At 65.0% G+C, this 14,274-nt stretch carries 14 protein-coding genes; 8 read left to right on the plus strand and 6 right to left on the minus strand.

Annotated elements, in window-relative coordinates; genetic code table 11:
* Positions 1 to 318 (minus strand): aldehyde dehydrogenase family protein (locus AC1DUB_RS12910; protein WP_477729825.1); only part of this gene is annotated, 318 nt, incomplete at its 3' end.
* 256 nt (positions 319 to 574) lie between these two features.
* Between AC1DUB_RS12910 and AC1DUB_RS12915 the strand changes: the two genes are divergently transcribed.
* Complete coding sequence (locus AC1DUB_RS12915) at positions 575 to 1,483, plus strand: GNAT family N-acetyltransferase (protein WP_477729826.1); 909 nt, start codon at positions 575 to 577, stop codon at positions 1,481 to 1,483.
* Here AC1DUB_RS12915 and AC1DUB_RS12920 read toward each other — a convergent pair.
* Positions 1,464 to 2,381: a LysR substrate-binding domain-containing protein gene (locus tag AC1DUB_RS12920; RefSeq protein ID WP_477729827.1), complete on the minus strand. Its 918-nt coding sequence runs from the start codon at positions 2,379 to 2,381 to the stop codon at positions 1,464 to 1,466. The two genes, AC1DUB_RS12915 and AC1DUB_RS12920, sit on opposite strands and share 20 nt — an antisense overlap.
* Before the next feature lie 70 nt (positions 2,382 to 2,451).
* On the minus strand, positions 2,452 to 3,429 hold the full coding sequence (locus AC1DUB_RS12925) for a LysR family transcriptional regulator (RefSeq protein ID WP_477729828.1): 978 nt from the start codon (positions 3,427 to 3,429) through the stop codon (positions 2,452 to 2,454).
* Positions 3,430 to 3,465: 36 nt separating this feature from the next.
* Between AC1DUB_RS12925 and AC1DUB_RS12930 the strand changes: the two genes are divergently transcribed.
* From AC1DUB_RS12930 to AC1DUB_RS12955, 6 genes are read left to right on the plus strand one after another with little or no spacing between them, the layout of a single operon-like run.
* On the plus strand, positions 3,466 to 3,777 hold the full coding sequence (locus AC1DUB_RS12930) for a (2Fe-2S)-binding protein (protein WP_477722028.1): 312 nt from the start codon (positions 3,466 to 3,468) through the stop codon (positions 3,775 to 3,777).
* Positions 3,759 to 5,150 (plus strand): FAD/NAD(P)-dependent oxidoreductase, encoded by a 1,392-nt coding sequence (locus AC1DUB_RS12935; protein WP_477722029.1) that lies wholly within the window; start codon positions 3,759 to 3,761, stop codon positions 5,148 to 5,150. Before AC1DUB_RS12930 ends, AC1DUB_RS12935 begins: the two co-directional genes overlap by 19 nt.
* A complete protein-coding gene (locus AC1DUB_RS12940) occupies positions 5,143 to 6,324 on the plus strand; it encodes an NAD(P)/FAD-dependent oxidoreductase (protein ID WP_477722030.1) in 1,182 nt (393 codons plus the stop codon). The genes AC1DUB_RS12935 and AC1DUB_RS12940 overlap by 8 nt, the downstream gene beginning before the upstream one ends.
* A 34-nt stretch (positions 6,325 to 6,358) precedes the next feature.
* Positions 6,359 to 7,402, plus strand: coding sequence for a membrane dipeptidase (locus AC1DUB_RS12945; RefSeq protein ID WP_477722031.1), 1,044 nt, complete (start codon positions 6,359 to 6,361; stop codon positions 7,400 to 7,402).
* A gap of 44 nt (positions 7,403 to 7,446) precedes the next feature.
* Complete coding sequence (locus AC1DUB_RS12950; RefSeq protein ID WP_477722032.1) at positions 7,447 to 8,451, plus strand: Bug family tripartite tricarboxylate transporter substrate binding protein; 1,005 nt, start codon at positions 7,447 to 7,449, stop codon at positions 8,449 to 8,451.
* A 60-nt stretch (positions 8,452 to 8,511) separates the two neighbouring features.
* On the plus strand, positions 8,512 to 10,134 hold the full coding sequence (locus AC1DUB_RS12955) for an ABC transporter substrate-binding protein (protein ID WP_477729829.1): 1,623 nt from the start codon (positions 8,512 to 8,514) through the stop codon (positions 10,132 to 10,134).
* A gap of 12 nt (positions 10,135 to 10,146) precedes the next feature.
* Here the strand turns inward: AC1DUB_RS12955 and AC1DUB_RS12960 are convergent, their stop codons facing one another.
* From AC1DUB_RS12960 to AC1DUB_RS12970, 3 genes are read right to left on the minus strand one after another with little or no spacing between them, the layout of a single operon-like run.
* Positions 10,147 to 11,154, minus strand: a complete 1,008-nt coding sequence (locus tag AC1DUB_RS12960) for a cupin domain-containing protein (RefSeq protein WP_477729830.1) — start codon at positions 11,152 to 11,154, stop codon at positions 10,147 to 10,149.
* A gap of 19 nt (positions 11,155 to 11,173) precedes the next feature.
* Entirely contained in the window at positions 11,174 to 12,184 is a 1,011-nt protein-coding gene (gene pdxA, locus AC1DUB_RS12965) for a 4-hydroxythreonine-4-phosphate dehydrogenase PdxA (protein WP_477729831.1), read from the minus strand.
* Positions 12,181 to 13,233 (minus strand): four-carbon acid sugar kinase family protein, encoded by a 1,053-nt coding sequence (locus AC1DUB_RS12970; protein WP_477729832.1) that lies wholly within the window; start codon positions 13,231 to 13,233, stop codon positions 12,181 to 12,183. The genes pdxA and AC1DUB_RS12970 overlap by 4 nt, the downstream gene beginning before the upstream one ends.
* Before the next feature lie 75 nt (positions 13,234 to 13,308).
* Here AC1DUB_RS12970 and AC1DUB_RS12975 point away from each other — a divergent pair, with 75 nt between their 5' ends.
* Complete coding sequence (locus AC1DUB_RS12975) at positions 13,309 to 14,256, plus strand: LysR family transcriptional regulator (RefSeq protein ID WP_477729833.1); 948 nt, start codon at positions 13,309 to 13,311, stop codon at positions 14,254 to 14,256.
* The last annotated feature ends 18 nt before the right edge of the window (positions 14,257 to 14,274 follow it).

Here is a 14,274-nt window from a genome sequence, read left to right on the forward strand (position 1 = left end):
CAGTTCGGCCCGTTCGAGGATCAAGGCATGGATGCGGCCGAGCAGCGAGGCCCGGCTTTCGGCGGAACTGGTGGACCAGCTCGCGAAGGCGGAGCGGGCCGCAGCCACAGCTGTTGCGACGTCCTCCGCGGTTCCCAACGCGATCTGCGCGACGGGCTCCTCGGTCGACGGGTCGATGACGCTGGCTCGGGATTGCCCTGAGGGCAGGACCCACTCACCGTCTATGAAAAGGCGATCCAGACGGCCGGCGGCTTTGAGGCGTTCGACGATCAAGCCCACATGCACTGGGGCCAAAGGCGCGGGCAATTGTGTGGTCATGGTTAGGGGCGTCGGGTTGGTTGGAGTCATCGGAATGACTTGATGTCCCGGAGTATCGGAACGCCGCTTCATGCGGTCAAATATAAGTTTTGACTATATTCATACAAGATTGATATGTACTGACCTGGTAGGCCAAAAGGATGCGGGCAGCACCTACCGCGGGTCTGCAGTCTGTGGGGCCGGCATATCAAATCTGAATGAATAGCTCTGGAATTTTTATTGGACTGCATGGGCCTGCATACCGATACTCGACCGCATGACATCCGCCCCCACCACCATCCCAGTCAAGCACCCCGAAGCCACAGCCACAGCCACAGCCACAGCCACAGCCGATGCCGCCCGCCTGCGCCCGTTCGAGCCAGGTGACCTGCCGGCCGCGCACGCCTTATCCAGCACCTTCAATTGGCCGCATCGGATCGAGGACTGGCAGTTTGCGTTGTCGCTAGGGCAAGGCGTGGTCGCCGAACGCGACGGGAAGGTATTGGGCACCGCACTGTCCTGGCAATTTGGGAACTACGCCACCATCGGCCTGGTGATCGTCGCGCCCGAACTGCAGGGCCAGCGCATCGGCAATCGCATGATGGAGACCTTGCTCGATCACCTGTCCCCACGAGACGTGCTGCTGCACGCGACCGTGGCAGGCCGCGGCCTGTATGAGCGCCTGGGATTTGTCCCCACAGGCGAACTCGACCAGCACCAGGGCGTGCTTGCGGCCTTGCCGGCGCTGGCGGGGCGTGAAGGCGACCGCCTGCGGCCGCTGGCAGATGCCGATGTCGAATCTCTGATCGCGATGGACGCCCGTGGCGCGGGCATGCCGCGCGGCGAGCTGCTTTGCCGCTTGTTCGCCCAGGAAAGGACGGTTGTTCTCGACCGCGGCGGCCAAGCCGCCGGCTTCGCTGTGCTTCGCCGCTTTGGCCACGGGCATCTCGTCGGGCCGGTGGCGGCGCCGGATTTCGATGCCGCACGCGTGTTGATCTCCGATTGCTGCCGTCACACCGAGGGGTTCGTGCGCGTCGACGTTTACGCCATGAGCGGTTTGTCGCCATGGCTGGAGAGCCTGGGGCTGCCGCGCGCCGGCGGCGGGACCATCATGGTCCGTGGCCGCGTGCCGGGGCGGGGGCCTGCCCAGGGCGGCTGGGCCCTGGTCACCCAGGCGATCGGCTGACCTTCTTGCGAGCGATGTTTTCGGGGCCGCCCACCGCGATGCGCACGGCCTCGAGGAAGTCCGCGACGAGCGCCTGCGCCGGCTGCTGGCGGGCACGCACCACGTGGCAGTTGAAGTGGATTGCCGGCTCGAACTCCAGCGCATGCACGCCCGTGAGCGCAAGCTCGCTCAGCATCGCCGGATCCACGATGCTGACGCCCAGGCCCCGCGCCACCATCGCGCAGGCCGCCGTCGCCAGCGAAGTTTCGATCTCCAGCCTGCGCACCTCGGGATCGAAGACACGGTCGATGGCCGCGCGCATCACGTCCGGGGACGCAAACGATATGAACGACTCGCCGGCCAAATCCGAAGGACCGACCTTGCGCTTGCGCCCCAGCCGGTGCCCCCGCGGCACGATGCACACGGCGCGCTCCGAATACACGAGCTCGGTGTCGACCTCCTGCGGCAGCGCAACGTAGCCGACCAGGCCGAGCTCGTAATAGCCGGACGACACCCACTTGCAGATCGTCGCGGAGTCGGCCGTGTGGACCACGACTGGCACGCGCGGGCGCAGTCCGCGAAAGACTTGCAGGATGCGCGGCACCGGGCTGATGCTGATGCCGGGTGATACGGCGATTCGCAAGCCTTCGACTCCCAGCGTGCGGATGCGGTCCGCCGCCGCACCGATGGACTGCAGCCCCACGTAAACGCGGTCCACTTCCTTCAGCAGCGCTTGCGCTTCAGGCGTGGGGACCACACGCTGCCCGACACGTTCGAACAGATTCAGTTGCGTCTCGCGCTGCAGCAGCGCGATGGCCCGGCTTACGTTCGGCTGCGACGTGTGTAGCTGCGCGGCGGCAAGCGTCATCGAGCCTGTGTGCATGACGGCGCGGAAGCACTCGATCTGGCGGTAATTCATGTCAGCCTTGTATTAATAACGGCGAAACATGTATTTAACTGCATAAAGTCGCGGTCCGATACCGCTTCGGTCAAGCCCGGCTCGACAACGCCGCGACGGCGGCGCGCAGGTCGCGCGCGTATTCACGACCGTGCCGGGTCTGCGGCCGCAGCCCACTGCGCGACAGGACGATCTCCATCACGACTTCCGGGCGGAACGGGCGTACCACCAAGTCGCCGAAGTTGCGCCATGGGACCAGCCCGTCCACCAACGCAATTCCCAGGCCGTGCTGCACCAGCGAGAAGGCAGCGATCGACATGGATACTTCGATCTGCACCTGTGGCGGCACATCCGCCTCGCGGAATGCCTGCTCAACCAACTTGCCCATGGGCGTTTGCGCGCCGTAGCTGATCAGAGCGTGTCCGAGCAGATCAGCCGGCGTCACAACCTCAAGACCGGCCAGCGGCGAATCCGGCCGCATCAGCGCCACGATCCCGGCTTTGCCCAGGGACTCGCACCGCAACTGCGCCTCGGCAGACCAGCGCATGCTCACGCCGAGATCGATGTCGCCCAGCAGGATGTGTTCGTCGATGGCCTCGGCAGAAAGCGTCTGCAGCACGACGCGCAGCCCGGGATTGCGCTGGCGGAAGCGCTCCGTGGCGTACGGGAGCAAGGCGAAAGTCGCCGGCGCACTCGCGCCCACGCGGAGCAAACCGAGCTGCTTGTCGCGGATGCGGTCCGACAGGCCCTTAAGGACTTCGATCTCGCGAAAGATCCGGTCCGCGTCGTGGTACAGCAGCTGTGCCTCCGCAGTCGGTACCAGCCGGCCACCGAGGCGCTCGAACAGCGAGTACCCGATCTGTGTTTCGAAGTGCCGCAGCAACTTGCTGACCGCCGGTTGCGAAACATGAAGCGCCTCGGCGGCGGCGGTGAGAGAGCGGTTGCGCATGACGGCGCGAAATACTTCGAGCTGGCGGGCGTTCATGCGCCACAGTATAACCAAAGGTTTGGTATTTCCAAACACTTGATATTGGCGCGAGCGGGCCGTCCTGTCCAGAATCGACAGCATGAATCCATCCAATTGCCGCTGCGGCGGAACAAGCAAATGACGGCCGGCCGCTTCATCCGGCTGGCTGAAACGGCTCGCCCCTCGGTGCAACTGATCGCCGACGGCAAGCCGATCGCCGCCCTCGAGGGCGACACCTTGCTCGTCGCCCTGCTCGGCAACATTGCTCACCTGCGGCATTCCGAGTTTGGCGATGGCGTGCGTTCCGGTTTTTGCCTGATGGGCGCCTGCCAAGACTGCTGGGTCTGGACCGAAAGCGGCGAGCGCCTGCGCGCCTGCACAACCGTGGTGCGCGAAGGATTGCGCGTCTGCACCGAACCGCTGGAGGTGACATGGCCCAACCGCGCGTGATCGTCGTCGGTACCGGCCCCGCCGGCGTGCGCTGCGCCGAGGCCCTGGTCGAGGCAGGCCTGATTCCGACCGTTGTCGACGAAGGCCGGCGCGATGGAGGCCAGATCTACCGGCGCCAACCCGAGGGCTTCAAACGTCCATATGCCAAGCTGTACGGCAGCGAGGCGAAGAAGGCCGAAGACCTGCATCGCAGTTTCGAGGCCATCCGGCCCAAGGTGGATTACCGGCCCGAAACGCTGGCCTGGAACGTGACGGCGAACAAGCTGCACGTGCTGCATGACGGCAACCAGACCTCCACGCTGCCATTCGACGCATTGGTTGTGTGCAGCGGCGCCACCGACCGGTTGATGCCGGTCGAGGGCTGGAACCTCGCCGGATGCTACAGCCTGGGTGCATCCCAGATCGCGCTGAAGTCGCAGGCCTGCGCCATCGGCCGGCGGGTCGTCTTCATGGGGACCGGGCCGCTGCTGTACCTGGTCGCCTCGCAGTATGTCCAGGCCGGTGCCACGGTGCTTGCCGTGCTCGACACATCGCCGTTTTCCGAGCGGCTGCGAGCCTTGCCCGCCCTGGCGGCCAGGCCCGGCCTGCTGCTCAAGGGAATGGCGCTGAACCGCGTCCTGCGCAAGGCCGGTGTCGCCATGCACAGCGGTGTCACGCCGCTGCGCATCACCGGTGCAGCAGCAACGGGTGTCCAGGGGGTGACGGTGCGCAAGGGCGACGGCAGCGAACTGCACTTCGACTGCGACGCCATTGCCCTGGGCTACCACCTGCGCGCGGAAAGCCAGCTGGCCGATCTGGCGCGCTGCGAATTCCGGTTCGACAGCGAGTCGCGCCAGTGGTTTCCGAAGATCGACAGCGATGGACGCAGCACGACTGCAGGTGTCTACCTCGCCGGCGACGGAGCGCGCATTCTCGGCGCCGATGGCGCAGAAGCGGCGGGTCGCCTGGCGGCGCTCGCCGTGATGTCCGATCTGGGACGGCCGACATCGCCGGACCCGATGCCGGCACTGCGGCGCACGCTGGACAAGATGGACCGCTTCCGCCGCGGCCTGATCAAGGCCTTCCCCTGGCCCCATGCCCAGGCGGCCGCTCTGCCCGATTCGGCAGTCGTCTGCCGCTGCGAAACGATCACGGCCGGAGAACTGCGGCGCGTGGTCAACGAGATGGGCGGCAGCGAAATGAACCGCGCCAAGGCCTTCAGCCGGGTCGGCATGGGCCGCTGCCAGGGCCGCTTCTGCGGCCACGCGGCGGCCGAGGTGGTGGCGCACGCCGCCGGCATTCCGATCGAGAGGGTCGGCCGCCTGCGCGGCCAGGCACCCGTCAAGCCGTTGCCGATGGCGGCGCTCGAGAACCCGGGAGGCGTCAATGCCTGAAAACCTGAAGGCCGACGTCATCATCGTCGGCGGCGGCCTGATGGGCGCGGCCAGCGCATTCTTCCTGCGCAAGCGCGGCCGCTCGGTAATCCTGCTGGAACGCGGCCTGGTCGGCCAGCAGGCCAGCGGCGTCAACTTCGGCAACGTGCGGCGCCAGGGCCGCTACCTGCCGCAACTGCCACTGGCACATCGCTCGCGGGCAGTGTGGGGCCAGATGAAGGAACTGCTCGGCGACGACGCCGAGTTCCTGGTGACAGGCCATGTGCGTGGCGTGTACGACGAGGCGCAGGCGGAGGTGGTCGAGAAATATGCCAGCGACGCGCGCGGCTGGGGCCTGGACCTTGAAATTGTCGGCGGAAGCGAGTTCCGCCGCCGCTTCCCCTTTTTTGGCCCCGAGGTCATCTGCGGCTCCTATTCGCCGAACGACGGCCACGCAAATCCACGGCTGGCGGCTCCGGCTTTCGGTCGAGCGGCAGCGCGCGCGGGGGCGCAGGTGATAGAGAACTGCGAAGTAATTGCTGTCGACAAGGACGGCGAGGACTTCCGCGTGCAGACAGCCGACGGCCGGACCTTCCGCGCGCCGTGCGCCCTGATTTGCGCGGGCGCCTGGGGCGACAAGCTGTCCGCCGCCTTTGGCGAGCCCGTGCCGATGACGCCACAGGGACCCACTATGGGCGTGACCGAGCCGGTGCCCTACGGAATCATCCCGGTGGTGGGCGTGTCGACCAAGGTACACCATGAGGTGGTTTACTTCCGCCAGGTCAAGCGCGGGAATATCGTATTCGGCGGTGGCCTGCGGGGCCCCGCGTACCCGGACCTGAAGCGAGCCTACGTGCTGCCGGAGAACACCCTGCTCCAGTTGCGCGAGCTGCGTCGCCTTGCGCCGGCGCTTGGCAAGCTGCAGGTGCTGCGCACCTGGAGCGGCATCGAGGGCTACATGCGCGACGATCTGCCAGTCATGGGCCCCAGCGGCCGGGTCAGCGGCCTGTACTACGCCTTCGGCTTCTGCGGCCACGGCTTCCAGCTCGGCCCCGGGGTCGGCGACGTGATGGCTGAACTGATAGCCACGGGCGCCACCAGCACGCCGATCGAGCCTTTCCATATTCGACGCTTTGCCGTCCAGCCGGTGTCCTCATGGGCGCCCGCCTCCACCGCTGCGCAGGCAATTGCCTGACGCATTTCCCAAGATACTTCCTGGAGCTTTACCGATGTCAGTGACCGTCCACCCCGCAGAATCCCTTGTCGCCGACGACAGGGCACGCCGTTTCCATGAGAGCAACCTCGTATTCGACGGGTTGGCGATCGCCTATGTGCTCGATGAGAAGTTCACCCGACGCGCGATCGAGGGGGGGGTCAATGCCGCCAACGTGACCTTCGCGTTGGAGGAGAACTGGGACAAGACGCTGCAGAACTTCGAGCGCCACCTGGCCAAGATCGACAAGAGTCCGCTGCTGATGCTGTGCAAGACGGCCGACGACGTTCTCGTCGCCAAGCAGAAAGGCAAACTCGGCATCGTGATCGGCACCCAAGGTGCCAGCATGATCGAGGACCAGGACCAGTTCTGGCGCATTGAAGCCATGACCCGGATGGGCCTGCGCTTCCTGGGCCTGGCCTACACCACGGCCAACGCGCTCGGCGACGGCTGCGGCGAGAAGCGCGACGCGGGCCTCACTTATCTGGGCGAGGAACTGATCTCCCTGGTCAATACCCTGCCGCTGATGCTCGACTTGTCGCACTGCGGCCACCGCACCCGGGCCGAAGCGGCGGCGCTGGCACGGGCACCCGTTTGCACCCACTCGAACAGCGACGAACTGCGCAGCAATGGTCGCAACACGACGGACGCCACCGTCAAGGCGATGGCGGCCAAGGGCGGAATGATCGGCGTTTGCGGCCTGCCGCAGTCGCTGGCCGACGAGACGCCAACCCTCGACGACCTGCTCAACCATCTGGACCACTTCGTCAAGCTGGTGGGCGTAAACCACGTCGGCATCGGGATGGACTATGTCGAGGCCTTCCAGGAAGCCGGAACCGTGGTGGCCCCGCCGAGCGTCGTGACCTGGCGTACCCGCCGTCCCGATATCTTCGGGCCGCTGTCCGCTTTCGGCCGCCAGTCGTATCCGATCGGCGTCGAGTCGGTGCGCAAGCTTCCGAACCTGACCCAAGGCCTGTTCGACCGCGGCTATTCGGAGGACGATGTGAAGGCCCTGCTCGGCGGCAGCTGGCTGCGTGCCATGCGCAAGTTCTGCGGTTGAATGGGCGCACATGCCCCCGAGCCATCCACGAAGGACAACAGACCATGCATGCCACCCGTAGAAAATTCTTGAGTGCCCTGTCCAGCCTGCCCCTGCTCGCAAGCGGTGTCCTCAGGCCCCGACTTGCGATGGCGCAAGATCGTTACCCCAGTCACCCCATCAAGCTGATCGTTCCGTTCGGCCCGGGCAGCAGCACGGACATCGCCGCAAGAACATGGGGCGAAGTGATCGGCAAGCAGCTGGGCGGCGCGTCGGTCATCGTCGACAATCGGGCGGGCGCCGGCGGCAACATCGGGGCCACAGCGGTCGCACGCTCCACACCCGATGGGTACACGCTTCTCTACAGCACGGCCACCACGTGGGCCATCGCGCCCTTGATCTACCCGGACCTTTCCTACCAGCCCACGCGCGATTTCCTGCCCGTTGCGGTGACGACTACCGTACCCACCTTCCTGGTGGTCAGTGGGGACAGCGACATCCGCACATTCCAGGACCTCGCCACCCGCACCAGGGCGACTCCCGATCGCATCAGCTACGGCTCGAACGGCGTGGGTGCGAATAGTCACCTCACCTGCAAGCTGCTGGCCAACCGCCTCGGCGTGCCCAACCTCCTGCACGTGCCGTTCAAGCAGGGATCGCAAGGCGTGATGTCCGAGGTGATGGCAGGCCGGATCACTTTCGCGGTCGATTCCTGGTCCGTCGTCGGCCCGCTTGTCCGATCCGGCCGGCTGCGCGCTTTGGGCGCGACCGGCAGCAAGCGCCTCGCGGTCGCGCCCGAGGTTCCGACGTTGGCGGAAATCCTGAAGCAGGAGTTCGACACCACGACCTGGAGCGGTCTCTGGGCGCCTGCGGGCACACCCATGGAGATCGTCACCCGCCTGCACGAAGGACTCGCGGCAGGCCGCAAGAATGCCGCCCTGGCCAAGCAGTTCGAAGAACAGGGAACCCCTTTGATGCCCGACATGTCGCTTGCGCGCGTGAACGTGTTCATGCAGCAGGAAATCGATCGCTGGAAAGTCATGGTGAAGGAAGCCCAGATCACCGTCTAGGAACAAGATACTCGCGCCTTACTGATCCCTCCCACCCTCCAACCCTACCGGAGACATGACATGAACGAACGCAAAGAGCTCGACCTATTGATCGGACCCGCAGACAGCACGCGCATCCACGACGCGTTGAAGCGTGGGGCGAGCCGGCGCGACGTCCTCACGATGCTGATGGCCGGCGGCATGCAGGCCGCGCTTGCGGTCGGCATTGCAACGGCGGCGAGCAACGCGCACGCCGCCGAAACGCCGAAGAAGGGCGGGCGCATCAAGGTGGCGGGCGCCACCGCCGCTGTGAACGACACGCTCGACCCGGCGAAACAGTCGAACCACACCGACTACATCCGCGGGTTCATGTTCTACAACGGGCTCACGTACCTGGACGGCAGCCTGACGCCGCAGCCGTCCCTGGCCGAGGAGTTCACGACCAAGGACGCGAAAACCTGGGTCTTCAAGCTGCGCAAGGGCGTGACCTTCCACGACGGCAAGCCGCTGACGCCGCAAGACGTGATCTTCTCGATCATGCGCCACAAGAACCCCGCGACGGCCTCGAAGGCCAAGGTGCTGGCCGACCCCATTGACGAGGTGACCGCCACCGGTCCGAATGAAGTGACGATCCGCCTCGCAACGCCGAACGCGGACCTGCCGGTGGTCCTGGGCACGTATCACTTCCACATCGTCAAGGACGGCACAAGCGATTTCAACGCCGGCATCGGCACGGGGCCCTACAAGGTCAAGGAATTCAAGCCCGGCGTGCGCTCTGTAGCCATCCGCAACGACAACTACTGGAAACCGAACCGGCCGTACGTCGACGAGATCGAATACGTGGGAATCGGCGATGAATCGGCGCGCATCAATGCACTGCTGTCAGGTGAATTGGACCTGGTCGGATCGGTGAACCCGCGCTCGATTGATCGCATCACCGCCACCGACAAACATGCGATCTTCGAGACGAAGGCCGGCACCTACACGGACATGGTGGTTCGCCTGGACAGCTCGCCCGGCAACAACCCGGACTTCGTGAAGGCGCTCAAGTACCTGTTCAACCGTGAGCAGATGCTCAAGTCGATCATGATCGGCCGCGGGGTGGTGGCCAACGACCAACCCATCGACCCCAGCAACCGCTTCTACTTCAAGGGCCTCAAGCAGCGGGCGTACGACCCCGACATGGCGAAGTTCCACTTCCAGAAATCAGGCATCGGCAGCACGGTGGTGCCCCTGGTGGTGTCGCCTGCCGCGACCAGCTCGGTCGAGATCGGCCTGGTGCTGCAGTACGCGGCCAAGCAGATCGGCATGAACCTCGACGTGCGCCGCATGCCGGCGGACGGCTACTGGTCGCAGCACTGGATGAAGCACCCGGTGGGATTCGGCGCGGTGAACCCGCGCCCCAGCGCCGACGTCCTCCTCACGTCCTTCTTCAAGTCCGATGCGCCGTGGAACGAATCGGCGTGGAAGAGCGAGCAGTTCGACCAGCTGCTCGTCGCCGCGCGCGGCGAGCCCGACACTGCAAAGCGCGCGCAGATGTACGCCGACATGCAGGTGATGATCCACGAGGGAAGCGGCATCGGCATCCCGTTCTTCATGTCGAACATCGACGGCCACAGCAAGAAGCTCAAGGGGCTGACGCCGATCCCGCTCGGCGGAATGATGGGCTATACGTTCGCCGAACACGTCTGGCTGGATGCATGACTCCGCACGCGCTCAAGCGCAACATCTGCCTGGCACTGGCCCCGCAGCCGTACTTGCCAGCAACACTTCAGACGCCTCCCCGTCCAAAGCCACCGCACAGTGCTCAACGCCATGCGGTACGACGATGAACTCTCCCGTCTCGACAATCTCTTCACGGTCGCGAAACCTCATAAGCAGGCGTCCCCGATGAACAAAGAACAGTTCATCGTCGTGCTGCCGAAATGACCAGGGAGAGCTTCCCTCGAACCTGGCAACCCTGAATTGCAGGTTGTTGACCTGGCCCTCGGCTTCGCCGGCAGGCGCAGTTGACAGGTTCTTCTTGCGAATCGGCGAAAGGTGTTTGTTCAGGGCCGCGACGTCGCGAATGATGGCGGTGAGCTGGCTTGGCACGTCCTTCCCGTTGGCCGGGTATTTGCCGTCCAAAGCCGCGGTCCCGATCGTAAAACCCGCTGCGCCGGCATTCTGGACGACGGCAATTCGTTCAGGGGTATCGATCGAACCCGCCATGAAGACAGGTTTGGAGACTGCCGCGCAAACGGCCTTCATCAAGTCGGGCACGTTTTCCGCCGAGCGGTATGCCAACAAGTCCAGGCCATGCACGCCATCTTTCGCTGTGATCGCCTTGGCACTTTCGACAATTTCCTCGATGCTGCCTTCCAGCACGCTCGGGTGGCCGGTAATCCGGCCGGGGAACGGGAAGTATTGGATGCTGGTGCCCTTCAGGATCGGCAGCACGTCGTCGACGCGCGTGCCACCCAGAAGAACGTCAACGCCGATTTCGGCGGCCGCCTTTGCCGACACAATTTCGCTTTCGCGGTCCAGCGACACAACTTCCAGATAGGAGGTTGCCCCGCCCGCCTTGATGGCCGCATTGAGGCCCTTCAGTTGCTCGATTGGCAAGCCGATGTCCTTGAACCCCATGTGCCGCACGCCGAGGCTGAGCGCAGTCTGAAGTTGCTGCGACGCGTCCGGAACCGTGCGGTCGTTGCGCGTAAGCATGAAGATGAAACGTAGACCCATGATGGTGCTTCCTTTTGAATTAGTTCGTTTTGGTTTGCGCGGCGACGAGGCGCTTTGCGTAGGCAAGCGCCGTTTCCAGGCTTGCGTGGTCTGCGACACCCTTGCCCGCGATGTCGAATGCCGTGCCGTGATCCGGGCTGGTGCGGACGAAGGGCAGGCCCAGCGTGATGTTCACGCCTTTTTCCAGCCCGAGGTACTTCACAGGGATCAGCCCCTGATCGTGGTACTGGGCCACGACAACGTCGAACCGGCCCTGGCGCGCCTGCATGAAGACCGTATCGCCCGGATAGGGGCCGGTGGCATCGATGCCCTCGGCTCGGGCCGCGTCGATTGCGGGCCGGATGATCCTGATCTCCTCGTCCCCGAAGAGGCCGCCTTCACCTGCGTGCGGGTTAAGACCCGCCACGGCGACACGCGGGGCCGCGAAGCCGAGAGCCTTCCCGCCCTCGTGGGCAAGCCGGATGGCCGATACCTGAGCGTCGAAATCGCCTTGTTCGATCGCTTTGCGCAGCGACGTGTGGATCGTGACAAGCACCGTGCGGATGTCGTCGTTCGCGAGCATCATCGCCACGCGCTCGGCGCCGCCGTAGTCGGCCAGAATTTCCGTATGGCCGGGGTAGCGGATTCCCGCGCTGGCCATCGCCTCCTTGTTGATCGGCGCCGTGACGACGCCGCTCACTTCTCCGGACTTCGCCGCCGCGATGGCTGCAACGATGGCATCGAAAGCGGCCTGCCCGGAGATCGCGCTGATCTGCCCGATGGGCGGCGGCTCGGTAATCCGGGTGGTCTCGATGACTTCAATGACCCGCGGCTGGAACTGGGCCGCATCGGGCGCTTTGATGCGCCGCACCTCGATGTTCAGCCCGAGCCGGCGCACGGCGTCCTGCATGACGACATGGCTGCCGAAAACGACGACGCGTTCGCCGCCCTTCGCAAGTAGCTTCGCCACGATCTCCGGCCCAATGCCGGATGCGTCGCCCATGGTCAGGGCAAGCGGGGGGGAAATATTCTTCACAGTGAATCCGTTCATAAGGTTTGGGTTGCTCCACGTATCCGCGCGACGGCGCGCTCCAGGGCGTCATCGCCGCCAAAGCCACCGGCCTTCATGGCGAGCAGGAGCGAGCGCCCATCGCCAAGCCTGGCGCGACCCAGCGGGAATCCAGGATCGAGTTCTTGCAGAATCTCGAACTCACGGACATTGAGAAGGTCCAGGACGGCTTCCATCGTGTCGCCGCCGGTGGCGACCAGCGCGCCGAAGCGTGGGTCTTGAAGCTGCCCCGCCGCGTCTTGCGCAATACGGCGCAGCACCGCGGCCGGGTCCCGCTCGCGCGTCCTGGGTCCGCGCAGCAGCATGACGCCGCCGGTCTCCTGGAGTTGGTCGGCCTGTATGTGACTGCGCAGGTTCGCGCTCCCGATGACGACCAGAACATCGCTGCTGATGCCATCGATCGATGGCGCCGGGGTCTTCGCCGGCGCAAAACGCCGCGACAGCGCCGCAGCCATCCCGGGAGAGCCAACCCAGAGGACCGACTCCGGCTCCTCGATGGAAGCAATCTGCGAATCGAGTTCTTCCTGCGTTAGCGCATCGAGCAGCGTGACATTCCTGATGCGCTTCGGGACCAGGTCGGCCAGCGCGGAATGCCGCGCGGGATGCACGGGGTCATGGCCATACGAACTCTCCGAGACCGGTATGCCGTCAACGAGCTGGATGCCGCCCACCGTCGTACGCCCGGCTTGGGGGAAGGCCGGTGCAAACACCATGGATTTGCGGCCGCTCGCCGCAAAGCATGCTTCAAGCTCCTGCGCGATGTGGCCGCGCAGCGTGGAGTCCACCGTTTTGTAGAGCACTGCGCGGCTGGCAAGCTGGCCGGTCAATCGAGCGACCCGCTCGAATGCTTGCGACGAAGTCGCGGACCGCGAACCGCTGTCGACTGCGACCACCGCTGCCGCCTGGCGCGGAAGCTGGCCCCTTCCGATAGCCGCCGTCAGGCCGCGGGCAACGAAAGGTGCCGCGCCATCTGCCGCGCTGGTCAGGTCGTCGGCTAGGATCGCTATGCTGGGGTGGTGATTGGTGCGCATGCATCAATTATCAAAACCTCATCAAGCTATGAAAAGCGATAGTTTCTGAGGGATACCGGTGATATATTGTCACCAATGGATCGTTCAGACATTCCCTCGCTCGATGACCTGCGAGCATTCGAAGCCACAGCGCGGCTGGGCTCGGTCCGGCTTGCGGCAGACTCGCTTGCGCTCACGCACGGCGCCGTCAGCCGCCGCATCACCAAACTCGCGAATGACATCGGGGTCAGCTTGTTTGAAAAGAACGGGCGAGGCCTGCGGCTCACGCCGGCCGGCGAGACACTCAACCTCACCCTCGGCAGGTTTTTCGGCGAGCTGGGCGCCACCGTGCAAAGCCTGCGCGCCACCCGTGCCGGGAAGACCGCCCTGGTGCTCTCTTGCGAGCCTTCAGTTGCAGCGCGTTGGCTCATTCCACGGCTGGGGAGTTTTCAAGCGGCGCATCCGGACATTGCCCTGCACCTCTCCGTGGGTGGAGGGCTTGTGGACTTTCGCAAGAATCAGGTCGACCTCGCGATTCGACGGCTAGACTTCGCTGTGCCCGAAACGTGGAACGTCCGGACCCTTTTTCCCGAAAAGGTTGGGCCTGTCATGAGGCCGGAATTGGTGCCGAGGTTCGAACACGGCGACTATCTCGCTCTCGGGTCGAAGACCCGGCCTGACGCGTGGGCGCAATGGCTGAAGACCCATCCGTCAGCGCATCGACCCACGGAGATCCGGTACTACGACCATCACTCCCTGATTGTCGAAGCCGCGGCTGCGGGCCTGGGTGTAGCCCTCAGTCCGCTCGTACTCGCCGTTGACGATGTGGAACGGGGAAGCCTGGCGGCACCCGCTGGCTTTGACCCTGACGGCAGTCAATATGGGTTGATATGGCTGGGGTCGAGTGAACTGCAAGGTGTGGAGTTTGAACTCGCACAGTGGCTGCTGGCGCAATTCAGCCGCCTGAGCCCCGCAGCGAACGCAGCGCCGGCACGGCGCCCGAAAGCCGGGGCCAAGCAAAGTTCTGGCAAGCCCCCGGATTGAAACGGAATCCACTTGCAC

The sequence above is a fragment of the Polaromonas sp. P4_F9 genome, from assembly GCF_056401235.1.